The 25,033-nt window shown below is 57.0% G+C and carries 15 protein-coding genes; 8 read left to right on the top strand and 7 right to left on the bottom strand.

The annotated features are described in order from the left end of the window. Window positions 1-434: 434 nt before the first annotated feature. Window positions 435-2,897, bottom strand: coding sequence for a glycogen/starch/alpha-glucan phosphorylase (locus J3U88_RS31150; protein WP_207862934.1), 2,463 nt, complete (start codon window positions 2,895-2,897; stop codon window positions 435-437). A gap of 736 nt (window positions 2,898-3,633) precedes the next feature. Here J3U88_RS31150 and J3U88_RS31145 point away from each other — a divergent pair. The 5 genes from J3U88_RS31145 to J3U88_RS31125 all read left to right on the top strand — a co-directional run bounded on the left by J3U88_RS31145 (window position 3,634) and on the right by J3U88_RS31125 (window position 10,525). After that, window positions 3,634-4,593 carry an exopolyphosphatase gene (locus tag J3U88_RS31145; protein ID WP_207862933.1) on the top strand — a complete coding sequence of 320 codons (960 nt, stop codon included), beginning with the start codon at window positions 3,634-3,636 and terminating at the stop codon, window positions 4,591-4,593. A 396-nt stretch (window positions 4,594-4,989) separates the two neighbouring features. Beyond that, a complete protein-coding gene (locus J3U88_RS31140) occupies window positions 4,990-5,778 on the top strand; it encodes a lysophospholipid acyltransferase family protein (RefSeq protein ID WP_207862932.1) in 789 nt (262 codons plus the stop codon). Continuing rightward, window positions 5,768-6,424 (top strand): GNAT family N-acetyltransferase, encoded by a 657-nt coding sequence (locus tag J3U88_RS31135; RefSeq protein ID WP_207862931.1) that lies wholly within the window; start codon window positions 5,768-5,770, stop codon window positions 6,422-6,424. The genes J3U88_RS31140 and J3U88_RS31135 overlap by 11 nt, the downstream gene beginning before the upstream one ends. Before the next feature lie 227 nt (window positions 6,425-6,651). Beyond that, complete coding sequence (locus J3U88_RS31130) at window positions 6,652-9,195, top strand: MMPL family transporter (RefSeq protein WP_207862930.1); 2,544 nt, start codon at window positions 6,652-6,654, stop codon at window positions 9,193-9,195. 1,087 nt (window positions 9,196-10,282) lie between these two features. After that, window positions 10,283-10,525, top strand: a complete 243-nt coding sequence (locus J3U88_RS31125; RefSeq protein ID WP_207862929.1) for a hypothetical protein — start codon at window positions 10,283-10,285, stop codon at window positions 10,523-10,525. Window positions 10,526-10,657: 132 nt separating this feature from the next. Here the strand turns inward: J3U88_RS31125 and J3U88_RS31120 are convergent, their stop codons facing one another. Then, the gene (locus tag J3U88_RS31120) at window positions 10,658-11,062 is read right to left on the bottom strand and encodes a hypothetical protein (protein ID WP_207862928.1); all 405 of its coding nucleotides are present in this window, start codon (window positions 11,060-11,062) and stop codon (window positions 10,658-10,660) included. 508 nt (window positions 11,063-11,570) lie between these two features. Here J3U88_RS31120 and J3U88_RS31115 point away from each other — a divergent pair. Next, complete coding sequence (locus tag J3U88_RS31115; protein WP_207862927.1) at window positions 11,571-12,110, top strand: hypothetical protein; 540 nt, start codon at window positions 11,571-11,573, stop codon at window positions 12,108-12,110. Between the two features lie 41 nt (window positions 12,111-12,151). Here J3U88_RS31115 and J3U88_RS31110 read toward each other — a convergent pair whose 3' ends face one another. The 4 genes from J3U88_RS31110 to J3U88_RS31095 all read right to left on the bottom strand — a co-directional run bounded on the left by J3U88_RS31110 (window position 12,152) and on the right by J3U88_RS31095 (window position 19,107). Then, on the bottom strand, window positions 12,152-12,976 hold the full coding sequence (locus tag J3U88_RS31110; protein ID WP_207862926.1) for a hypothetical protein: 825 nt from the start codon (window positions 12,974-12,976) through the stop codon (window positions 12,152-12,154). A gap of 72 nt (window positions 12,977-13,048) precedes the next feature. Next, window positions 13,049-14,341, bottom strand: a complete 1,293-nt coding sequence (locus J3U88_RS31105) for a DUF1501 domain-containing protein (RefSeq protein ID WP_207862925.1) — start codon at window positions 14,339-14,341, stop codon at window positions 13,049-13,051. Between the two features lie 41 nt (window positions 14,342-14,382). Next, a complete protein-coding gene (locus J3U88_RS31100) occupies window positions 14,383-18,018 on the bottom strand; it encodes a DUF1800 family protein (protein WP_207862924.1) in 3,636 nt (1,211 codons plus the stop codon). A gap of 105 nt (window positions 18,019-18,123) precedes the next feature. Next, window positions 18,124-19,107: a c-type cytochrome domain-containing protein gene (locus J3U88_RS31095; RefSeq protein ID WP_207862923.1), complete on the bottom strand. Its 984-nt coding sequence runs from the start codon at window positions 19,105-19,107 to the stop codon at window positions 18,124-18,126. 865 nt (window positions 19,108-19,972) lie between these two features. Between J3U88_RS31095 and J3U88_RS31090 the strand changes: the two genes are divergently transcribed. Next, entirely contained in the window at window positions 19,973-20,917 is a 945-nt protein-coding gene (locus J3U88_RS31090) for an isopenicillin N synthase family dioxygenase (protein WP_207862922.1), read from the top strand. A gap of 74 nt (window positions 20,918-20,991) precedes the next feature. Here the strand turns inward: J3U88_RS31090 and J3U88_RS31085 are convergent, their stop codons facing one another. Next, window positions 20,992-22,518, bottom strand: coding sequence for a CYTH and CHAD domain-containing protein (locus J3U88_RS31085; RefSeq protein WP_207862921.1), 1,527 nt, complete (start codon window positions 22,516-22,518; stop codon window positions 20,992-20,994). 1,138 nt (window positions 22,519-23,656) lie between these two features. On the opposite strand from J3U88_RS31085, the gene eno reads away from it, so the two are divergent. After that, entirely contained in the window at window positions 23,657-24,934 is a 1,278-nt protein-coding gene (gene eno / locus J3U88_RS31080) for a phosphopyruvate hydratase (RefSeq protein ID WP_207862920.1), read from the top strand. The last annotated feature ends 99 nt before the right edge of the window (window positions 24,935-25,033 follow it).

The following is a 25,033-nucleotide window of genomic DNA, read 5'->3' as shown; positions in this document are numbered from 1 at the left end:
TCCCTGAAGGGGATGACACCAAGAACGTTGTGAAGGGTTGTGGTGCCGGCGCCTTCAGCGCCTACACGACGGGAACGCCCGGGGACCCTGGGTAATGGGTTGTTCCACAACCCATTACCCAGGGCTGAAATCCGTAACGCCCTCGGCGTAACCAAAGGTCGTTCGCCTCCGGCTCACCGTTTAAATCAGTTGTGGACCACGCGTTGGGGTGTGCGAACCCCTCCGGGGTACGCCGGATCAGCCCCCAGCTTGTCCCGGCGCGCGATTTGAGCACACGCATTCGTGTGTGCGGCCCCACCCAAGGTGGCGGGGGTTCACGGACGGGAAATCCCTGAAGGGGATGACACCGAGAAATTTAAAAGAGGAAGGGGCCCCGCCGTGCATTTGCGCGACGGGGCCCCCTGTGTTGCCGTTGACGGGATGGCGATTGGTTGCTACTTCCGGGGCGGTTTGGTGCCCCAGATCTTTTCAGCGTATTCACTGATGGTGCGATCCGAGCTGAACTTACCGGAACAGGCCGTGTTCAAGACGGCGCGACGTGTCCACTCCTCGCGGTCCTTGTAGATGCGCTGAACCTCTTCCTGGGCCGCGCGGTAGGCGGGTAGGTCGGCCAGCAACAGGTAACGGTCACCGCCTTCCAAGAGTGCGTGGCGGATCGGTTCGAAAATGCCGCGCTCCAAAATGCTGAAATGATCCGAGAAGATCAGGTCCAGCGCCTCGCGCACTTCTTCGTCCTGCTGGTAGTAGGCGTAAGGATCGTAGTTTTCGGAGAGGGCTTTGGCCTCGGCCGCGTCCAAACCGAAGATGAACATGTTCTCGCGGCCGACTTCTTGGGCCATTTCCACGTTGGCGCCGTCCATGGTCCCGATGGTCAAGGCACCGTTTAACATGAACTTCATGTTGCCCGTACCCGAGGCTTCCGTGCCCGCGGTCGAAATTTGCTCCGATACTTCCGTGGCCGGAATCAGCTTCTCGGCAAGGGTTACCCGGTAGTTGGGCAGGAAGTGAACGCGCAGTTTGTGGCGAACCGATTCGTCGCGGTTGATCATGTCACCGATGTTGTTAATCAACTTAATGATCAGCTTGGCCATAAAGTAACCCGGCGCGGCCTTGGCGCCGAACAGGAACAACTGCGGATGGAAATCCATGTCGGGGTTCTTGCGCAAGCGGTTGTAGAGAATGACGATGTGAATCGCGTTCATCAACTGACGCTTGTACTCGTGGAGGCGTTTGATCTGAACGTCGAAGATCCAGGTTGGGTCGGTTTCCCAATCCCATTCCGCGTTCATGAAATCAGACAGCCGTTTCTTCGCCGCGAACTTCACCTGGGCGAAGCGGTCACAGAAGGCGCGGTCGTCTGCCAGCGGTTTGAGCTTGGCGACCTGTTTCAGATCGGTGATCCAGCCGTCGCCGATGGTTTCGGTAATCAACTCGGCGAGGTCGGGGTTGCAATCCAGCAACCAGCGCCGTTGCGTGATGCCGTTGGTTTTGGCGTTAAAACGTTCGGGATACATGGCGGCGAAATCGGGAACAACCCGCTCCTTCAGCAGTTCGGTGTGGATCTCGGCCACCCCGTTGGTGCTGTGGGAGCCGACGATGGCAAGGTGCGCCATGCGAACCTGACGGTGCTCGCCTTCCTCGATGATGCTCATGCGGCCGATGCGGTGCATGTCGCCGGGAAACTTGGCCGCGATGTCCTTGATAAAGCGTTGGTTGATCTCGTAGATGATCTGCAGGTGGCGCGGCAACAGTTTTTCGATCAACTCAACCGACCATTTTTCCAGCGCCTCAGGCATCAAGGTGTGGTTGGTGTAGGCCAAGGTGCGCAGCGACAGGCTCCAAGCGTGATCCCAGCCCAAACCTTCCTCGTCCACCAGGATGCGCATCAACTCGGGTACCGCCAAGCTGGGGTGGGTGTCGTTGAGCTGGATGGCGACGCGGTCCGGGAACTCGTTCCAATCGTCGCACTCGTCCTTGAACCGCGCGATAATGTCCTGCAACGAACAAGAGACAAACAGGTATTGTTGGCGCAGGCGCAGTTCTTTACCTAGGTAGTGTAAATCATTGGGGTACAGAACCTTGGTCAGGTTCTCGGCGGTCACCTTGTGTTCAACCGCGTTGATGTAATCACCCTTGTTGAAGTCCTCGAAGTCAAAATCCTCGTGGGCGTGGGCCGTCCACAGGCGCAAGGTGTTCACCGTTTTTCCGCCGTAACCGACAATGGGCACATCGTAGGGAATGCCGATGACGGGGTGGGCGTCGACCCAGCGCGGGCACAGGTTGCCCTTGTCGTCCTTGCCCATTTCGACGCGCCCGCCGAAATTCACTTGAAACTGAAGGTTGTTGCGCGGCACTTCCCAAATGTTGCCCCATTTCAGCCAATCATCCGGCTGTTCGACCTGGCGGCCTTTTTCAATTTCCTGGCGGAAGATGCCGTAGTTGTAGCGAATGCCGTAGCCGTAAGCGGGAATGTTAAGGGTGGCCATGGAGTCGATGAAACAGGCGGCCAGTCGGCCGAGGCCGCCGTTGCCCAGGCCCATGTCGACTTCTTCGTTGCGCAACGTCTCGTAATCGAGGCCGTGTTCCTCGACCGCGCTGCGAACCTCTTTCTCAATGTTTAGGTTTTGCACGTTGCTGTGAAGTACGCGACCCATGAGAAATTCGAGGGACAGGTAATAAACGCGTTTGACCTTGTTCTTTTTGTGGGTCTTCCGGGTCTGTAACCAACGGTCAATCAACCGATCACGAATCGTATAGGCCAGGGCCTGGTAGAAATCGAGCTGGCTCGCGCCTTCCTGGTCTTTGGCCAAGGTAAAATTCAGATGGTCTTGTAAATCCTTGTGGATCGAATCGGTGTCCATACCGCGACGAACGCGTTGGTGATCATTGGTCGTCATTGTCGTACCTTCTTTAAATAATGTTCGAACCTGGATCAGAGTTTCGGAATGTTATTCGTTGAGAGCACCGAGCGTTTGAAACCGTGGCGGCGCAACAAAACCGTGTGCCGGAAGGGCACGGGCGGCCGCAACAATGATGAATCGTTGGAAAAACTCGCCCAGTATAACGAAATCGAAGGCCGCCCGACAAGAGGAAGGCACGAAGGGGGTGGGTTGCGGCGTCGCCGAGCGGTTGATCGCGGCACACCGCCCGGGTGGCAAAACCCCCAACCCACCACCCATCCCAAAAAGCCGCGGCGCGATCCCCGCGTGGCAAAACATGTGGCCAACCGCCCCTCGCAAAAAAGCCGCGGCGCGATCCCCGCGTGGCAAAACACCCCGGCCAACCGCCCATCCTGAAAAAAAAACGAATACCAAGCCAAGCCCGATCAAAGCGCCAAGCCAAACATCCCAACCTCCTAGCCGGAAATTGAACCAACCCCGGCCCTTTGCTCTTTCATCCTGAATACCGAATGGGGTAGGCTAAACATTGAATTCCTTGATTGAAACACTCGCGGTTGGTTGGTTCCTCTGTCCGTAGCAGGCGGAGTTTCCGCTGATTGTCCCGAACAATACCCCGTACCGAGCAGGTACCGCGGTGGGTCGGTTGCCGGTTTAGCGCCCAAGACGGCGGTGAAAGTGAGAGGCCGGGGAGAAGGGAAGCCACATGGGATTGCAATAGTTGGAGGTAAAGTCCATGAATACGGACGCTCAAGCGGAAAAGAAAAAATATCGTTTGGTGACCCGCAGTGATTTCGACGGATTGGTGTGTGCCGTCCTCTTTAAAGAATTGGACATGATTAACGAAATTATGTTTGTCCACCCGAAGGACATGCAGGATGGGAAAATCGACGTCAACGCCGGCGATATCACCACCAACCTGCCTTATGTGCCGGGCTGTTATTTGGCGTTTGACCACCACTACAGTGAAACCTTACGCACCCCGCTGGCTGAACGTAAGAACCACGTGATTGATCCCAACGCGCCCTCGGCCGCCCGCGTCGTTTACAACTACTACGGGGGTTTGGATACCTTTCCGCGCATTGGCGAAGATTTGATGGAGGCGGTGGACAAGGCCGACTCCGCGGATTTCGAACGCGAAGACATTCTCAATCCACGGGGTTGGGTGCTGCTCAGCTTTTTGATGGACGCCCGGACCGGGCTCGGTCGCTTCCGTAAGTTCCGTATTTCCAACTACCAATTGATGATGGACCTGATCGATTACTGCAAAGACCACACCATTGACGATATCTTGGCGTTGCCCGACGTCAAGGAACGCATGGACATGTTTTTCTCACATGAACGCAAGTTTGACGAACAGATCAAACGCTGTGCCACCATGCACGACAGCGTGGTGGTCCTGGACCTGCGCGACGAGGAAGTCATTTACACCGGCAACCGTTTTAAGATTTATGCGCTGTTCCCGGAGAGCGAGGTGTCGATTCACGTGATGTGGGGTTTGCGCCGCCAAAACACCGTGTTTGCCGTGGGTAAATCGATTTTTAATCGCAACCATCCCGTCAACATCGGTGAGTTAATGCTCACTTACGGCGGCGGCGGGCACCATGCCGCGGGGACCTGTCAGGTGGCCAATGAATTGGCGGACGCCACGCTACAAAAAATCATTAAGGAAATCATCGAAGCTAAACAAAACTGACCCCGATTTAGGCTAGAATAGTCGACTTGTTACAAGGCGGCGCTCCCAACCGAGGCGCGTTGGGTGGAAAAAGACGCCTTGTACCGGCGGCCCCGCTTGACAACCTTTGCTTAAGTTTGTTTTGGTATAGGGTTCGTTGGTTTTTGTGTGATTTGTGTGACGAACTTCGCGGTCGTCCCCCGATCATCACGCGCCGTTGCGTCAACCCCGGTTTTTGTACCATCGGGTCGCTGCATCGGTTAGGATGCGAACGTGCGCCAAACGCAACTTTGGGTTGCGTCGCGCTTTTTCTCACGGTTGCCGCGAGAAAAGGCTGAAGGTGCTTTCAGCAGAAAAATCTTGGGTGGATGTCGTTTTGCAAAATCGATGGATGGTTTTTTCTCCCGGAGGTCCTTTATGACGGAAAAGTTATTGGTCCCTCCCCTCGGGCTCAAATTGCGCCAGATTATGCGCCATCCGTTGCCCCATCACAATCCTCGGTACCCGTCTCGCGTTTTGCGCTCCATGGTCTGGTTGGCGCAACGTTTTGTCGTGGAAATTGAAAACGACCTGGGCGTGGTCGGTACCGAAAACGACCCCATGATCGTGGTGCTCAACCACAACCAGCGCTTGGAAGCTGTGCTGGTTCCCGCGTTGTTAACCTACTTGCGTGATGGTAAAACCATTCATTTCCTCGCCGATTGGCCGATGATGCTCATTCCCGGTGTCGGCGTGCTCTACCGCCGCAACGATGTCATTCTGCTGACACACAAAAATGCTAAATTCCGGTTTTTCAACCGCTTTAAATCGCGCTTTGACACCGGGGTTCCCGCGCAGGAACAGGCTTTGAACCTGTTGCGCAACGGGTCTTCCATCGGTGTCTTTCCCGAGGCGACGATTAATCGCGATCCGCAACGCCTCATGCGTGGATCGCCCGGTGCTGCTAAAATGGCGCTGCAAACCGGTGTACCGATTTTACCGATTGGGATCCGCTTCCCCTACCACCCCGTCGACAAGCCGATCTCCGACTTCGCCAAGATGAAGCTGGTCGTCGGTAAGCCGATCACGCCGTCGCATCCCCCGGAGGATGCGCCGAAACGGCGTCACGTTCACGAACTACACTGCCATGTCATGACCGAATTAGCGAAGGTTTCCGGTAAATCCTGGGATCTCCAAGCAAACAAGAGGAGGAAGTATGTCCTTTAAAGACGAATTGTCGGTCTCCAAAATCAAAACATCCGAACAGCGGGATGCCGCGCTGCAAGTGATTCAGGCCGTTTTTTTGGAAGAAAAAGGTTGGGTTCCTTCTCATGAAATCCTATTACCGACCAGCGATTTGGAGCGGGACGACGTGTCCTGGTTTATGGTCAGCCGCGAGGGCCAAGCCCTGGGTGTGACCCGCGTTTTGTACGCCCTTCCGGTCGACCTTTACGAAGAGTACGGTTTTAAACCCGTTGATCCCAGCCTGGATGTGGAGGCGTTTATTCGCAACAACCGCATCGCCGAGGTGGGTCGCTTCGCCGTATTGCCCGAGTTCCGCCGCAAAATTCACATTGCCGCCATGTTGATGCGTGCCGCCTCCACCGAAACCGTGGAAAAAGGATTTACCCACTACATCACCGATGTTTTTGAGTCCGATCCCAACACGCCTTACGGCTTTCACAAACGCGTACTCGGTTTCAAAGTGGTTGCCACCCACGATGTCGGTGAAATGCTGACCGACAGCCGGCGAATCACCATGTTGTTGGACTTCAAAGAAGCGTTCAATTGCATGAAACGCCGCAACTCCTGGGTTTTCCGTTTCATTACCGAAGGTTGGAGTGACAAGCTCATCGCCCAGCTAAGCGCCTAACGCGTTTTACGCGGCCCACCTGCTGGGCCGCACGGTTTTATTTGCTACAGGGTGCGACCCTTCCCCGCGTTTCCCATCGGAACTGCTGAACAAAGGCGGGTTCGCTCCGACGGCTAAGTCCGTATGATTTACCCGCTTCGATGCGGTCCCCCAAGGTGCGGGTTCACCCTTTGGACGAATCCGTCGCCGCTCCGTTCCGTATCCTCGTCGCGCGAACTGAGAACTTTATGAAAAATGGTTTCTTGCCCCGCCAATTACCCCTTAAGTTGGTGCGTTTTGCCGCGTCTCACCCCGTCGGGGTGCTGGTCAGCGCCGCCCTCCTCTTAATTGGGGCCGCCTTTTTGGCCACCCGCGTGCGCATCGCCGCCGATATTCTCGCCTTGATCCCCGAGGACAATCCCAGCGTGGATGAATTTCGCACCACCATGGAACGCTTCGGGTCGATTGATATTTTGTTGGTCGGTTTGAAGCTCAACCCCGACCGCGACCTCGAGGCCGATACCACCTATGCCGACATCCTCGCCGAGGAAATGCGTGCCTCCGAGAACATCAACTGGGTTGAATACCGCCTGCAAGACTTCACCGAGGCCGCCGACGAACTGCTCGACCGGGTGACCTTGTTCCTGCCGCCCGAACAGGTGCCTGCCTTTGCCGCCAAGTTCGGTGAGGAAGGTGTCGATCAGGCCGCCGCCCAGCTTGCTGAGCGGGTTCGTTCACCCTTTAGCCTCGGCGTCAAAGAATTGATCCGCAAGGATCCGCTCGGGATTTTGCCGCTGCTGATCGGCGATTTCGTTCAGGGCGATTTGGGGTCACGGTTTGACACCGATTCCGGGTACATCATCGACCGCGAGGGTCGCTATTTAATGATGTTCGTCAAACCCAACGGTGTCGCCGCCAATTTGCCCTTTGACCGCCGCTTGATGGCCGATCTCGCTGAAATCGAACAACGCGTCAACGAGACCTGGGCCGAGGACGAATGGGAAGGCGCGCCGCCCGAGGTCATTTACGCCGGCGGTTACCCCGCCGCGCTGGAAGACAGCCAACTCATTACCCGCGACATGGGGATTGGTGCCTTGGTTGCACTGGCCTTGGTGGTTACCTTGTTTACGCTGGCTTTTGCCCGCTTGAACGCGATCCTCATCAGTTTGGCACCGCTGGTCACCGGCTTGGTGCTGACCTTTGCCTTTGTAGCACTGTTCCTGGGTCGCCTGAATGCCGCGACCTCGGCCTTTGCCGCGCTGTTGATCGGTTTGGGGATCGACTTCATTATTGTGCTCTACAGCCGCTATCTCGAGGAGCGCCGCGCCGGCGGCGATCACGACCAGGCGATTACCGCCATGGGTCGCCACACCGCCGTGGGTGTCCTGCTCGGCGCCGTCACCACCGCCGCGACCTTTTACGCCTTCCTGATTTCGGGTTTTAAAGGCCTCGCCGAGTTGGGTCTGCTGACGGGGACCGGGATTTTGATTGTGGTTGTGACCGTATTTTTAATTTTACCCGCCTTGTTGACCTTGCTTGAACGCAACCGCGACGAAAGCCGGTTTCGCCTCCACGCCTTTGGCGCCGAGCAGTTGTGTGTATGGAGTCACCGTTACGCGCGGCCCGTTTTGTGGGTGAGCGCGCTGGTAACCCTGGTGCTGGGTGCCTTTACCGTCAACCTGCGTTACGACGACGACTTGATGAACATGCGCGCCACCGACAGCCGCAGCGCCGCCAACATGCGCACGCTCATGAACGCCTTCGGCACCCGTTTTGTGCCCCTGATGTTGCGGGTAGACGGGGCAACCGAGGAAGAGGCGCTGACGCGGGCACGCGGGCTCATGAGCGAACTCAACAGGCTGGTGGCCGAGGGTGATTTGGCCAAAATTGATTCGCCGGTCGCCTTCCTGCCCAGCCGTTCCCAGCAAATGGAAACCCTTGCCGCGCTCAAAACCGTCAACATCGATGAAACCGCTTTTTTGCAGCGTTTTGACGCCGCCTTGGATCGTCAGGGCCTCAATGCCGCGCCTTTTCACGAGGCACTTACGCCCTTGCTGGCATCGCTGAAGGTGACCGAACCGCTCTCCTTTACGACCTTGGCCGATACCAAGGTGGGCCGCATCTTGGAACGCTACATTCAAACGGAAGAGGGTGTGACCTCGGTGTTGATTTACGCCTACCCGCCGCCGGATCGCTGGCGCCGCCAAACGCCGCCCGGCCTACAGGCGCTGGCGGATCGCCACCCGTCCGTGATCCTGACGGGACCCGTGGTGATCTCCCGTGAACTAAAACAAGTGGTCTGGGAAGACGCCTGGCTGGCGGCATTGCTCGGCATGGTGCTGGTTTTTATCTTCCTTGCGGTTGATTTGGGCGGGTTTCTGCGGGCTGTATTCTCGCTGGTTCCCCTCGGGGTCGGTATGGTGTGGATGGTCGGCTTGATGGCCGCGTTCGACCTTCCCGTCAACGTCATGAACATCTTTGTATTCACCATGGTCATTGGGATCGGTGTGGATTACGGGGTTCATTTAATCCACCGGTGGCACGAGTCCAACGGCGACGTTGAAGCGCTGGACGGTACCGCCAAAGCGATTGTGATCGCCGCGCTTACCACGGTCAGCGGTTTTGGTTCGCTGATTCTGTCCCATTACCAGGGCCTGCGCTCGATGGGTGCCGTCGCCATTATCGGGGCGCTCTGCACCGCGGTGGTGTCGATCACCCTGCTGCCCGCCTTGCTGGTGCTGTTCCAAGTGGACCCACAAGCCGACGAAAACGAACCGGAGCACGAAGGGTAGGGGCATGGGTTCGCCCGGGGCGCCTCCCGAAAATACAACCGTTGTTTGAGGTCGTGGACCCTCCTTTTTTTGGGGGTGCCCGCATTTTTTTGTATCTGACCAAACGGGCTGGGTTTGTGGGTGTTAGTTGTAAGAAATGGGTGCCCTTTTGACACTTGAAGCAATTTTTTTGACATTTTTGACGCGGCAATTAGTGGGTTAAGGGCGTTTTTTAGGGTGTACTTTGATGAGGAATTTAAATACTATAAATTTATTCAAAAGGGTTCGTATCGATTTAAGGATAACCCCAAATAATTATCCAAAGATCAACCTTGCTGTTCATTCTCTCGGTGAGGCCGGGGTCGGCTTTTTGTCGGGGCGTTCCAAGATTTTCGCGGTGGTTGGCTCGGGAAATCTTCGAGGTGATCGATTGGTAGTTTTTGGTTATCCTTGTGCTTGTTTTGTAAGTGCTATGTTTTGTTTGTGTTAGGGTTTTGGTTTTTGGTTGTAGCTGTCTGAAAATGTCAAAGAATGCTTTGTGGATGGAAATCCGCCGCTCGCGTGAAAATGAATTGGTTTATCAAAAAACGGCCAAATCCTGACAAACGTTCAGAATTGTCACGCTTTCCTTGATATTATTCTTTGTACAAAATTGACTATCGAAAAATTAAACTTTGTGCCCTTTTTTTATTGCGTTACGTCCGAGAATGCTTATATTAATAGTATGCGGTTCGGCGGTATGGTCCAGCCGACCACAACCCCCACCTCCCACGGGTGGGTTCCCTCCCCGCTTATTTATACCTAAAGTGTGCGATTCGGGTGGATGCGATCGCACAAAATGTTGGAGCGAAACGGTTTGGGAAAAGCACAGGCGTACTTGTAAAGTACGTCGCGCATTTTCACGACATGTTGCAGCCCAACAGGTTGTGCGAGGGCGCCGCCAAGAATCGCTCAATTTAGGTTTATTGATCATCGCTTCATGCATGGATGTTGTTCGCCCGGCACTTCTTGGTTCCGGTGTCTTGCTCCGCTTCACGCAAGACTTGCCCTCATCACCAACATCTGAACCTTCTCCCGGTTCAATAGGTCTCCACTCCCCGAGGTACGTATGTCACAGCTTAAGTTCTACAATTTGGATGAAATGTGCTTGGTTCGCGAAACCTGCCCCGCCGACGCCCATCTTCTGCGCCACGCCATTGAAGACGCGCGTGCCCAGCAACGACAACCCGCCGCCCATCGCGAGGTGCTCGGCAACGTTCACAGCTCCATCCAACAAAGCGGCGATTTTATTTCCATCGTCAACATTGAAGTGCGCTCTCGTAAAGGCGCCGCCAAGAGTTTTTCTTATTAAGTATGAAGTCGGGCCGCCCGCCCGGCTCCCGTAACAGACGATATCGCTATACAAAAAAGGCGTGATACCTCGGTATCACGCCTTTTTTGTGTGGGCAAGTCTGTCGCCGGGTCATGCGTGCGGCGCTGTTGTTTAGTCGCCGTCCGTTGTTGCGACCACCGTGCCTTCCAATAAGAAGTTGTTGAGGCGGCCTTTACCGTCGAGATCACCGGCCGAGAACAGGACCTCGAAATCCGCGTCTTCGACACCCGAGGGTGATGAAACTTTGACAACCCGGAAGTAGGCAACCCGTGTACAGGATTGCCATCCGCCGGAACCTTGGGCCAGGCCGCCGCTGGGGGACATGGCGACCACATCGTCGTTGGTGGCTTTGACGTCGAAATAAAACCCCTTGTCCGGGGAAGCAAAGAAATTGGCCGTCACCCGAATCAAGTTGCCACGGGTGAGGTTGGGGATTTTGAGAACCGGCGTGTCCGCGCGACTCGGCGAACTTACATCGATGGACCAGGTACCACTTTTGCTGACGATTTTGCTCATGAGTGCTCCTTTTTCGCCGCCGCACGGACGCGACAGCAAGTTCGGCCGCCACACGCGAGGGGCATAATCGAAATGATGGTGTTTTTCGGGATGAGGGACTTTTATTGTAAACCCAAAGTGACGCGTCTGTCTGACTATTTCGATTTTTGAGACGGCTTCATCGTAATTACCCAATAAAAGACATGCCTGCCATGATTTGACCACGGCTCATTTTTGAAAATGAGGGACTTGCGGTTTTCTCCGCTGTACTGGTGCAGAAATTTATGAGCGTGATGAATGGCATGGTTGTGCAAATTTTCGTAACAAATTGATTCTAGTAAATATTCGCCCGGGATAAAATATTCTCATCGGATCTTCTTGTTTTTCTCATCGGTTTATCGGAGTTTTCTCACCGATAATCCATCGATTTCGGGCAGCATGGCGCCAAACGTGATCCGGCGCCGTCCGGCTCGCGAATCCGACGGCGATGTCGCTTTTGTGCCCGTTGCCGTCCATGGAGCGTTGCAGCATGAAATCCCCTCTGCTTGCTTTGTTTCTTTTGTTCCTTCCCGGTTTCTTCACGCCCGTTTCTGCATTTGATCGTGAGGAAGGCACCGCTTTGGTTGCCCACCTTGTCAAACGCCAACCGGCTAACCGCGAGATCATGTTTGTCGAAATGCTGTTCTCGTCTTCCCATCGCGATCTTTTTTTTGACAACAAAAGTCTCGACGGTTTGGCCAAAATGCTGCGCAAAACCCGGGACAAACGCTTCCAGCGAGACTTTGACGCGGATGCGAAATACCGTTCTTGGTTGCTCTCAAACCTGGAAGAACTCAAAGCCTACAATGATTCCAAGCAAGACGATCTGGTTGGTGTCGCACTTCGAATGAATGATGCCAGCCTCGAAATGAATGATCGCCTCAACAACTTAAACAAACGTAATCTGCTCTACTTGATCCAATACGCGGCCCGTTTGCCGATGAAGCAAACCCTGTCCGAGGAACCCTTTGTGATTTCCGTGGGCCAACTGTTGCCCGTTCTGCGTGCCGAGTACAACTCTCGCAAATAATAACTGGTTCCATTCATTGCTATCCTAAAGCGTCCCAATTCCTACAGGCCGAATCCGCGAATCGTCAAACGATCCGGGGTTCGGTCTTTTTTCAGGGCCAGGGTCAGGTTTGCGTGGCGCGGCTGGTCCGCCAACATGTGGCGCGTTAAACGTTCGAAATACTGAATGAAGCGCGATAGACCCGCGCGATCCATGACCCCGGTTCCTCCCGGGTTACTTTGCGCCGAATCGCGTTCTTGTTGCGCGCGCCAATCCAACACCACTTCAAAACCCGGTGCCGCTAAAAACAGGGAAAGGGTGAAGCGGTCGAAAAAGGCGCGGTACGGGTCTTTGAGTTGCCGGTTTACCCAGGTGCGCCAAATCCCGTCCGGGTCGCTGTCCCTTTCCAATTCGTTGATGGGTGCCGCCAAGGCATCCTTGCTTTGGGGCCGTGCGCCCATGCACCAGCCTTCGCAAATAATCAGTTGGGGTCGGCCCTGAAATACCTTTTGCTGTTGGCACGGCACGCGGTCATCGCGACTTTTGTCAAAGACCGGCAGCTTGGTTTCTGTTTTGGGGCCGGCAGCGGTTAACGCGTCCAGGAGTTGGTTGCCAAGCATGAGGTCGTGGGTGCCCGGCACGCCGCGGGTGGCCAGCAACGGGTGGATTTGGGCGGCCAGTACTTTTCGTTGGGCGCGTGTGTGATACAGGTCGTCGATGGAGAAGGCGGCGGTTCGGACGCCCTGAGCCGCAAACACCGCGGTGAGCTTCGCGGCAAGGGTGCTTTTTCCACTTCCTTGGGCACCCGCGATACGGAACAGCAAGGGGTGCGCTTGTGCCGCCAACCGCGCCTGGATCACCGCGATGATGTGGGTCAATGGGTCCATGTGCCCTCCCGCAAGAAAAAAAGGCGCGAGAGGCGCCTTTCATTGGATGAACTGGATTTTCTTCGATGGGGATTAGGTAATGATACCCACCGAGTTGAAGGTATGACCGGGAATGATGGTGTCCAACGTGGTGTCGTTGACGCCCATGTGGTTGCGCATGATTTCCCAGTAGATGTCACGGAAATCGGTTGTCCAACCCAGATCGTGGTTGCGGTGCAACTCACCCAGGGTCGGCCACATGTCATCGCCACCGATGTGGGTGCCGTTCAAACCGCCGCCCATGACCATGGCCAAGCTGCCGGTGCCGTGGTCCGTGCCGTTGGAGTCGTTTTGGTAGGCGCGGCGCCCGAACTCGGTGACAACCAGGAACATCACGTCCTGCATGCGCACCGGACCCATGTCCGCGTAGAAGGCGGCCATGGACTGCGCCAGCTCGGAGAGCAATTCCTGGTGACGGGTTTCGCCGTCAGTCAGGTTGGCGGGGTTGATCTGGGCGGCGTGGGTGTCGTAACCGCCTTGGTCGATGGTGACCACCTCGACCCCGAGGAAATCGTCGTCCTTCAGCATTTGGGCCGCGTGCATGACGCGATCACCCAAACCCGTGTCGGGGTATTGGGCGCCGTTTTCGGGTTGGTAGTCTTCCCGATCTCGGGTCGAGAAGCTGTCGAGCATGTCGAAAATGCGTTGGCCCGTGTTGTACACGGCTTCGTTGCCGGCGGTGGGGGTGAAGTTGTACATGGCGCGGATGTTCTGGCGCATGGCTTCATCCTCGACCCCTTCCAATTCATTGTCGACGGCCATGGTCAGGCGCCCGAAGTTGGTACTGACGGGAACGGGAACCTGGCCGGAAGCCATTTGCGGAATGTTGTTGCCGATATGCAGGCCGCGGATCGAGCCGGGGCCCGTCGTGTTGGCCAGGAAGCGGTTGAGCCAGCCCGCGGAGATCCCGTTCCCCGGAATCGCCGTTTCGTAATAACTCTGGGATTCAAAGTGGGAACGGTCGGAACCGGGGTAGGCGACCGCGTGGATGAAGGAAAAATGGCCCGCGTTCATCGCCGGGAGCAGCGGGTCCAGGGCGGGGTGCATGCGGAAGAAGCTACTGCCCGGAACGTTGGAAAGCTGCGCGGAGGTGAAACCCAGCGTGGGTCGCAAGCTGCGGTAGTGGTTGTACTCGGCGGAGGAAACGGGGATCAGCGTGTTGAGCCCGTCGTTGCCGCCGCGTTGAAACAGCACCACCAGCTTTTTGAGGCCGCCGCCTTTGCCGAGGCGGAGGGGTTTGTGTTTCAGACCGGCGAGGGCCGGGACGGCGCTCAGACCGGCGACACCGCCCGCGAGTGCTTTGAGAAATGTTCTGCGTTGAACCATGATGAAATACTCCTCTTTTTACTTCAGCGTTAGGGTGTCGCTTACTGTTTGTTGAGTTCCGGCAATCTCAGGTAGAGACTGAGCACTTGGCGAACCCGGGTATCGAGCAATTCGTCGGTTAACTCGAAGTTCGGGTTGTCGCGGGTGAGCCAAGACATGGCCAGCTGGCGCATTTCCGGGCTCTCGCGGCCGTGGGTGGTGATTGCCGAGAACAGGTCGAGGATTTCATCGGCCGTTTCTGCATCGTATTTCTGCAGCAGTTTCTTGAGGTCGATTTCGGGGAAGTAGCCACTGCCCCGGTTGATCGCCATGCTGTTGGCGTAGTTAAAGCGGCCCAACATGGCGTTGGTGTCGATCCAGTTAACCCCTTCCTCGGGGAAACCGGTGGGATCGGCGAATTCCAGCATGTGCATGCCCATGCCTTCCATCACGCGCGGCATGATGTTGGGAACGGGGAAGGACTCGGTCGCGCGGGTCAGGCCGATCACGAACTCCAGCGGGGTTTTGGTTTTGTTCAGACGGTATGCCGTGTCGGTGAGGAAACGGGGATGGCTGAAAATGGCGTTCAGGGTGGACGGGATGTCGCCCTGGGATGCCTCAAAAGCGTCCGCGGCGGCGGTCACGACATCCTGGGGCGGATCGTCGGCGATGAACAACTGACACAACTTCCAGGAGATGAAGTCGGCGGTTTGGCGCTGGTTGGTCAGGTGGCGAATCAGCGCGACACCGTCGGACATGCCGCCGCCCGCTGAAATGTTCAGGGCCGGGATGTCGCCGCCGAACAGGGTTTTGGCGCCGTAGTCGTGCAGGCCGGCGTCGAAGTAGAAATCGCCGTAGCGCAGGGACCAACCGGTGAACACGCGGGAGGCCTGGATGATGTCGTCGTGGGTGTAGCCGTTGTTGACGCCGACGGTATGGAGTTCCATGATCTCGCGGGCGTAGTTTTCGTTGGGCGCACCGACGATGTTGGTGTCGTTATCCAGGTAGCGGGTCATGGGGTAGTGCGAGGCCGAGGCCAGCAGCAGGTCCGCAAAGTTACCCAGCGCGTGCTCGCGGAAACGGTAGTTTTCCTTGAGCTCCTCCGTTTGGTTTTCGGTTTTCTCAAGCTGGGTGTTGAAGTGGTTTTCCCAGAATTGGGTCATTACTTCCAACAACTGACGCTTGGTGTGGGCCATGCGCAGGAACAGGTAGGCGCGCAGGTCGTCCGAATCGTGGTGGGGCATGACGAAGTCACTTGCCAACAAGGTATCCAAGGCGCTGTCGTCGATGGAATCGGGGTTCATCTGACGCGCAATCCAGTTCTGGACACCCATGGTGAGGATTTCGTTGACGGTCTCGGGGTTGGGACCGAAGGTCAAGCGGTTGGCCACGTGGTAAGCCTGGTCCAACTGCTCGGGGGTGGTGCCGGGCGGTGGGAAGGCAACGACCGCGGGTGGCGGTGCAACCCCACCGGTCGGGTTCATTTCCAAGTTGCGGAACATGTTGTGTTCCTGGCGCGACACGCTCATTTGCAGATCGTAAATCGCGGCCGACATAATGCGGCCCGGTAACGCGTGGTTTTCCACGTTGTCGGACGCGTTGACGCTCGAATTGCGGCTAAAGCGCGGGCCGACATTGATGTGGGCCGTGCGGCTCCAGTTGCTCAGGTCGTAGTTGAAATTCTCGCGGTCGCCCTGCAAGCTGCGGCGCATGTAGAGGCGCACGTTGATGCCGTCGTAGGTAACGGTCACGAAGTAGCGGCCTGGCTCGGTAATGATGTTGCCGGTTGAGATGGTGCGTCCGGTGTTGATGCCGTTGTGCATGTAGAAGCGAATTTGGCGGTTTTGTAAATAAAGCCTGGCCAAGTTGCTGCCCGAGGCCCGGGTGATCGACATCAAATCGTAGGAGACGCCGTCGTTGGTCGGGGTTTCGTCCATCAGGAAGTCAACTTCGATACTGAACTGGTTGCTCTGTGCCAGGGCTTCTACCACGTGGGGGCCCGCCTTAGCCGAGAACAGAGAGGTCCCGGTTTGGAGCTGAATGCCGCCGGTAGGGATCTCAAAAATGCGCGGATCGGGTGAGAGGTGGTGATCCAGCCCGGAGGTCTCTTGGTATACGGAGCCGGGTTGGAACAGGAACTCAACCTGCAAGCCGTCGGGCCAGCGGTTAAAGCGACCGCCCCAGGAGGCGGTGGGTTGGGGGGGACGGCGGTACTGTGCGAGGCTGTGGGCAAAAATGTTGGCGGGGACGTCGCTCGAACCGCCGAACGAATCGGGGTCGGTGCCGAACTGCCAAGAAACGCGCATCTGCGGTGAACCACCGGAATCGGAGGTGCGCAGGAAGTAGTGGTGGTTGCCGGCTTCCAGATAAACGATGCCGGTGTTTTGCCACTGGTCCGGGTAATCGTGCCAAATGTTGGCGACCCGTTTGCCGTTAATTTCAAGCGCGCCGTCGTTGTGAATGCGGAAGCGGTAATAACCGGTGTTGGTGATTTCGATGACGCCTTCCAATTCGAGAATGGTGTCGTCGGCGAAATACACATCGTTGATCATGGTGCGGTTGCCGCTGCCGCGCGAAATTTGGGTCGAGTTGTAGGCCGTGACGCTCCAAGGACGCAAGCCGAGTTCCTCGGGAATGGGGATGGCACTGCGCTCGCGTTCGTGGGAGAAGGCGTGGACCCAAAGTCCGGGGCCGGTGATGACCTCATTATCGCGGTAGACCGTGTAATCGGTTTCGTAGGTGCCGCCGTTGCCGTCGTCCACGGTGAAGCTGAAGCGGTTGAGGCCGGGCGCCAGATCAAAGCGCGGGTAGTAACCACCGTTTGCGACGGGGACTTCTTGGCCGTTGAGGGACAGGGTGGCGCCGATGTGGGGGCTGACGATAAAGGCGTTGAGGTCCAGTTGCGCGGTGTTACCCGAAACGCGTTGACCGCTGGGTGGGTAGAACTGGAGCGAGGGCGTGGTGAGCTGGCCTTCGGTCAGTTGCACCGTGGGATGGTAGAAGTAATCGGCGGTAATGGTTTTTTGACCGGCGCCGATCACACTGCCGGTGCTCTCCCAGGAAATCGCCAGGTGGCCGGGGTCGTCGTTTGCATACTGCTCAATGCGGATCTCAACCATGCCGCGCTGTAAATTCGCGTTGTAGGTGGTCAGGTAGGGCCAGGAATCGATTTCCGCCACGTTGATGTCGTTGATGTAGAGGCGAACGCCGCGGCTGCCTTCGATGACCATGGAATAATCCGCGGTTTCGGGAACCCACAGCCAGCCCGTGTAGAGGGCGCCGTAGTTGCGGCGCATGGTGGTGTTGAGGAACACGTTGTCCCAGGCCACGGTGTCGTCGAATTGGGGGACGGGTTGGATGAGGACCGGATCGTGGGGCGGGTTGGCGAAGTTGGGCCAGTTGATGCTTTGGTCCTCGGAGCCGTCGGCAAGACCCCAGTACTGGCCGAGCAGGCCGTGCTTGAGTGAGCCGTCGCGGCGCATCTGGTTGATGAAATCGAGGATGTTCACCGTGCCGTTGCCGTCGAGGTCGGGTACGTCGGGTGTGGCACCGGTTTGTTGCCACATGGGAAATGATACGGCGAGTGTGTCGCTGCAATAAGCGCCGTCGCCAAACTGGTCGCAGGGTAGAGGCTGCGCCAGGATGGGAAGGGCCGCGAACGCCACGCACAAGGTCGTGAGCCAGGGTTTTAAATTCATGCTTATGCTCCAGTCCTTTTCCAACTCAAAAATAGTGGGTCAAAGGTGTGTGCCCGCTTGGGTTCCATCGTAATCGGGATCGGGACGACACACGGCGACCGCGGTTTATTCCAAGACGCCTCGGATAATCCACAGTCGAATGCGCTCTTTCTGCGCCTCGCTCAACGGGGCTGCCGCGTCGGGGGGCGGCATCTGGTCGGCGGCGACGCGCGTGTAGATCGAGCTTTGTTCCGGCTCACCTGACACAAATCCGGGACGGCCGCTGTTGCCGCCCGCCTGTGCCAGTTCATAGGTATTTAATGAAAAGCCGCCTTCGGTGGCGGCCATGTGGCAGCTTTCGCAGTGAACATCGAAAATGTCTGCCTTGAGGTCGGCCCAGGTTTCGGGAATGATCACCGATACCTCGACGCTAATGGGTTCCGTGGTGAGGTACCCGTCGTCGGCGGCAACCGCAAAGCGATCAATGCCGACAAAATCTTGGTTGGGGAAATAACGAATTTGGTTGTTGATGGGAATGATTGAACCGTTGGCAGGCGGGTCAACCGTGGTAAGGGTGGGGATTTGTTCCGCGTCGGTCATCTGAAAAGAAATCGATGCGCTGACGTTGCGAATGGTTTCCGCCGAGGTTTGGCCGATGCTCAGGTTGGGTGGCGTATTTTCGGGGCGGGCGTCGAAGTTGCAAAAGTAAAACCAGTCGAGAATGTCGACGCGGCCGTCGTTGTTGGGGTCCAGATCGGCCGCCGCCGTTTCGTTTTGCCAGTTGGCGTAGAACACGGCCCAGTCGTCGCCGTTGAGGTCGCCGTCGCTGCTGATGTCCGGGTTGCCCGGGTGGACCAATACCCAGGTGGTGTCCTCGTAAACCGCGTCTGAATCCAGGTCGATCAGTTGGACGCGGTACTCGGTGCTTTCGGTTGGGTTCACCGTATAGAAGATGCCGGGTTCGGGGGCGCCGACCCACTGGACGCGGTGGTTGGCGGGCGGATCGATGGGTGCTGCCGACAGAGTGGTGATCGATTGACCACAGGAAAAGCCGGCGGGACCGGCGTCGATACCGGCCTGGAAAAACACCAACGTGAATAAGGCGATCATGGAAACGGGATTCCTTGGCGAATGAGGCAAAGCCTGGTTAGGGGAAAACGGTTTAGGTTTAAATGAAAAAAGCGGCTTTATGACGGAACTTTGTATAAAAAAATCGAAAAAGTGAGAACGGATAGCCGAATAAAATTCGGGTTCTCGTTGTCCGTCACTCGTGTGCGCTGCCCCTTAATCTAAAAGAAGGGAGGGTCAAACAGCCGTGAGTTGCATCACCTAAATATCTGAAACTGTAAGCATCTGAACTTTTGTGACCAGGCCCGGTATTTAGCAACCATTCGCGGCGCGATGGGCTCGGCGTCAAGGGTTCAATGACTTTTTGTTGGGCGGTCCCCGAGGAAGTCTGGCGGAGAAATCGGGCCGCAAGGCTATTTTAACGCCGTTTTTTGTGTCTGGGTGACGATTTTTTGTCGGGCGGTGTAGGTGCCGGTGAAAAGCTGTTGCTTGTCCTGGATCTCGGCGTGGGTTTTCACCGTTAGCCTGTGTATAATACAACGTTTGGGTTGGACCGAATTCCATGCCACATTCATTTGCGCCGTGTCGGCGTTTAACGCAACCTTGCGTGATCCCGCCAAGCCCGCATTGCTCACAAGGATTCGTCGCGAGAAGCGGAAAGCCTTGTAGGAAATGCGGGCCGGCCGCCTTGGGCACCCTCGCGGCATGCGTTCCCATCGGGACGAAGCCTGCCCACGTAGCACGGTTCCGGTTGTGGCGGACCCATCGTCCGTCTTGCGACCCATCGGTTTTCCGTGTTTCGGCCGCGTTTGGGGCACGCCTTATTTCGGTTTTTTTTACAGCAACCCAGAGGATGAAATTCAGTTGCTTTCGAAACACGATTCGAAAGTCAGGAGGCAAGTAGCGCATGAGCATTCCCCATATCAACCTTAGCGATTACCGTGAGGGCGACGCCCAAACCAAGCAGGCATTTGTGCAAACCCTCGGCAAAGGGCTCGAAGAGGTCGGTTTTCTGACCGTCGGCGGCCATGGGCTTGATAAAGAGGTCATTGCCAAGACCTACGCCATGTTTCGTGAATTTTTTGCGCTGCCCGAGGCGGTCAAGTGTCAGTACGACAAAGTCGCCGGCGGCGCCCGGGGTTACACGCCCTTTGGCCGTGAGCACGCCAAAGACCAGAAGTTACCCGATTTGAAAGAGTTCTGGCACACCGGTCAAGAATTGCCCGCGGGCCACCCCTTGCGCGCGGAATACCCCGACAACGTGTGGCCCGTGGAAATTGAAGGCATGGAAGCGGCCGTGACCGGTCTGTACCGCCAGTTTGAAAACTGTGCCGCCACCTTGCTCGAGGCCTTGGCCGATTACTACGGTTTGCCCAAGTCGATCTTTTCCGACATGATCACCGACGGTAATTCGATCTTGCGTACCATTCATTACCCACCCATTGACGGCGGCATGCCCGCCGGTGCCGTTCGTGCCGCCGCCCACGAGGACATCAACCTGATCACCTTGCTGATCGAAAGCCAAGGTGCCGGTTTGGAAATTCTCACCCAGGAAAACGAATGGGAAGCCGTTCACGCGCTTGAGGGCGACATCATCGTGGATTCCGGCGACATGCTGCACCGCCTGACCAACGGCGTGATTCCCGCCACCACCCACCGCGTGGTGAACCCGGTTGAGGGCGAAAACCGCTCGCGTTACTCCATGCCGTTTTTCGTGCACCCCTTCTCGGCCTGCGATCTGACCGTGATGGATCATTTCGTCACGGAGGAACGCCCCGCCAAGTGGCCGCCGATCACCGCCGGCCGGTTCTTACAGCAACGCTTGGAAGAAATCGGGCTGATCAAGAAATAGCACCCAATCCTTCCGCAAAAAAGAAAAACCCACGTTTCGCACGTGGGTTTTTTAATGCCTGGGAGGTATCGGTCTTAGCGCCAGAAGGGTTTGGTTTTTTTGAATCGCGACCAGTGGTCGTCGAAATCGTTGACCAGATGTTCGATGTTACAGGCGAACCAGCCGCGGATCAGACCCGCGCCCGCGTCTTGTGGGGACAGACCCAACTGGTCCAGCAGGGTGTCGGCCACCACCGCGTCGTTGAGGTAGCCCAACTGGTCCTGCAACCCTTTTTGCGCCTTGCGGTAGGGCACCGTTTTGCTGTTGGGGTAAAGGCCCATGAAAAATTCGGTGGTGTAGCGGGCGCGTTTGCCGAGAATGCGTAGTCGGTGGCGTTGCTCCAGGCTGAGGTCGTCGAATTTTTTACCGCGTTTGAAGAAACGGTCGTGGGCGTCGTTCATCATGCCGATGCCCAGGTCCATCAGCGGGCGTTCCCAAGCGGCGACCTGTTCCGCGTCGCAGCCGTTGAGCCACAGCCTTTGGTCGAGCCAGTGGCGCAGCCGCAGCACCAGTAACAGGTAGCGTTGCGAGCGCAGGGCGCCGCGGGCTTTGACGTAACCGGCGGCGCGTTGTTGTTCGGCGCCTTCGTTAATCACTTGGAGTTGCGGCATTTCGGGGAAGTAGGAACGGATCACCGCCAGGGATTCGTCGCAAAAGACGTCCCAATCGCGGGCAGGCCCCATTTCATCGGCCAACCATTTGAATTCGTCGCGCCAGAATTGGAACTGACGTTGCGGCAGCAAGCCGCGGAACAGGGAGAGGCAGGAGCGCATGCGGCGCAGGCCGACCCGGAGTTGGTGGACGCCTTCGGTGTCGGTGCCGTAGAGGACGGGGCATTCGTTGGCGAGTACTTGGGCCAGGCAGTTTTCGATCATGGCCGCGAACCCTTGGCTACAGCTTTCTTTTTCGTTGAGTTGCAGCGGTCGGGCGCGTTGCGGTTTCCAGGTGGGTTCCTTTAATAAATTGTAGGCGCGCTGGGCTTTGCTGCGGCTTTCGGCCATGCAGGGGAAACTTTCGGCGAGGGCGATGGCGACTTTCATCAGGGAAACCGGATTGCCGCCTTTGAGTTCGAGTTCCACCTCGTGGATGGCCTCGGTTTGATCGCCCGCGCGGATTTCGCCGAGGTCGAGGACCATTTCAATGGTGGTGAAATCCTCGAGTTCCAGGTACCAGGCCGTGCGTTCGAAGTCCGTGACAAAGAGCGGTGCCAGTTGGTCGCGCAGGGCGGCGTCGGCAAAAATCTCGGCGAATTGACTTTCGGCCAACTTTTCGTAATCGGGTTGGTCGTCGGCGATGGGGCATTCGAACTCTTCGCGTTGGTGCAGGCTGCCCGCGCCGCTGCCTTTGGCTTTAACCGTTTGGACCCAGCCGTCCGGGGTTTTGCGGACGCGGAAGCCGATGCCCTTGTTGCGCAAGCTCAGATCGGGGCTGTCAAGATAGGTGCTGACCACGTGTTTTTTCTTGGGGGGTCCCAGGGCGAGGCGGTTAACCATGGGGTGTTCGATAATGCGGTCGACCTGGTCGGGGTCGATCACAAACTTAATCTCTATTTCTTTGGCCATTCATGCTCCTTGATGCAATGGGGCGGCGGGGCGGGCCGCGCGGAAAAGGACGCGGCCGTTGGGTAGCGGATGATCGGAGGCGATGCGGCTCGGGACGGTTCGCCGGCGGAAAAGAAGCGGCGCGAAAAACAAAGGCAACGGATTGTGGGTCGCGCGGAAGCTGCCGCATCGCGGTTAATTGTGAGATTTATGTTAGCATTTTTGGCGAGGATCGGGGTGGATGAGTTTTTTTGATTGGGTGGTGCGGTTTTTTTTGTGGGGCGTGGGTTGGCCTTTGTTATTTCTTAGGATCGTTGGATGGTTTGATGATGCGGATGGGCGTCCGCGCCCTTTGAACCGGTTCCCGGCGTGGATGGTGCCGTCGCTTCGAAAGCGCTCACGTGGGGCGTGGGTTGGACTTCGTTTTTTAGCAGGATCGTAGGATGGTTTGATGATGCGGTCCGGCGTCCGCGCCCTTTGAACCGGTTCCCGACGTGGATGGTGCCGTCGCTTCGATGGGCTTGGTTACATTGATGCCCGGTGGCTCTGAGGTTTACCCGCATCATGGGATTTTTTCTAAACTGAAGCCAAAAACAGAATCGAAGCCAATTCAGTCCCTGGAAAGGGCCTTTGGAGAGGGCCTCTCCAAGTGACGGCTTCATCCGCGTCGGGAAAAGGCGAGACCAACCGGAGGTTGGGCGGAAAAGGATAAAAAGCGTGGGGCCGCATCCTCAAAAAATCATGGCATCCTGAGAAATAAAAAGAACCAAGCCAAACCCAGGGTAAGGCCTTCGAAGTGACGGCTTCATCCGCGTCGGGAAGACTTGGCACAGGGCGTGGATGCTCGGCCGCATCCTCAAAAAATCATGGCATCCTGAGAAATAAAAAGAACCAAGCCATGCCCCGACGGAACCCGCGGCCCCATCCACCCGCATCCTGACAAGAAAACGGGTCCACACCGGCCTGGCTTTTTAGGTAAGATGACCCTTACCTGATTCTTTGCCATGCCGCCAGGGGGAACATCGCGCCTTTGGCGCGCGGTTTCCGTCCGCCACACCCGTGGGGATGCTGCCGAACATGATTAATTCGAGGCGTGTATGGCTGGGATGGGCCGTAGCCAGGGTCCTGCCTGTAGAAAAATAGAAAAACGAGGTCGCACATGAGCTTCATTGAAGAAGTGGTAGGAAGACAGATTCTTGATTCTCGCGGTAATCCCACCATTGAAGTGGATGTATATTTGGAGAATGGGGCCATGGGCCGTGCCGCCGTTCCTTCCGGTGCCTCGACCGGGGAACATGAAGCGCTTGAGTTGCGTGACGGCGATAAAGCCAAGTACATGGGCAAATCGGTGGAGCAAGCGGTTGAAAATATCCGCGAAAAGATCGCCCGCGCGGTAGAGGGCATCGACGCCCGCGATCAAATCGCCGTGGACCGGGCCATGCTGTTGCTGGACGGGACCGACAACAAAAGCAGCCTTGGTGCCAATGCCATGTTGGGTGTTTCCTTGGCCGCCGCCAAAGCCGCCGCCGACGACCTGGACCTGCCTTTGTTCCGTTACATCGGTGGGATCGACGCCTGTGTGTTGCCCGTGCCCATGATGAACATCCTCAATGGCGGTGCCCACGCCGACAACAACGTGGATATCCAAGAGTTCATGGTGATGCCCGTGGGCGCCTCCAGCTTCTCCGAGGGTTTGCGGGCCGGCACCGAGGTATTCCATCACCTGAAAGCGGTACTCAAAGCCAACAACCTCAACACCGCGGTGGGCGACGAGGGCGGTTTCGCGCCGAACCTGAGCTCCAACGCCCAGGCGCTGGATTTCATTCTCGAGGCCATCGAAAAAGCCGGTTACAAAGCCGGCGAGGATTTCGTTTTGGCCCTGGATGTGGCTTCCTCCGAGTTTTACAAGGACGGCAAGTACCACCTGGAAGGCGAAGGCCGCAGCCTGACCTCCGATGAATTGGTGGCCTTCTACAAGGACTTGTGCGACAAGTACCCCATCCGCTCCATCGAGGACGGCATGGACGAAAACGATTGGGAAGGCTGGGCCAAGCTCACGCAAACCATCGGTGACCGCGTGCAGTTGGTCGGCGACGACTTGTTCGTCACCAACCCCAAAATCCTCAAGCGCGGTATCGACGAGGGCATCGGCAACGCCATCCTCATCAAACTCAATCAGATCGGCACGCTCAGCGAAACCATGCAGGCCATCAAAATGGCGCAAACCGCCGGCTTTAACACGGTCATCTCGCACCGTTCCGGTGAGACTGAAGACGTGACCATCGCCGACTTGGCCGTGGCGGTTAACGCCGGTCAAATCAAAACCGGTTCCGCCTGCCGCACCGATCGCATTGCCAAGTACAACCAGTTGCTGCGCATCGAGGAAACCCTCGGCGCCAGTGCCGTGTACGCCGGTCGTTCGATCTTCAAAAAATAAGCGCACCACGCTTCGCAACGGCCGATCCCGTTCCCACGGGGTCGGCCGTTTTTGCGTTTGGCCGCCGGCTTTTTGGCGGCGAATCGTGTTTAATAGGCC

The sequence above is a fragment of the Acanthopleuribacter pedis genome (assembly GCF_017377855.1).
Lineage (GTDB): Bacteria > Acidobacteriota > Holophagae > Acanthopleuribacterales > Acanthopleuribacteraceae > Acanthopleuribacter > Acanthopleuribacter pedis.
Note: the sequence above shows the minus strand (reverse complement) of the source record. Positions and strands in the feature narration are given on the sequence as shown.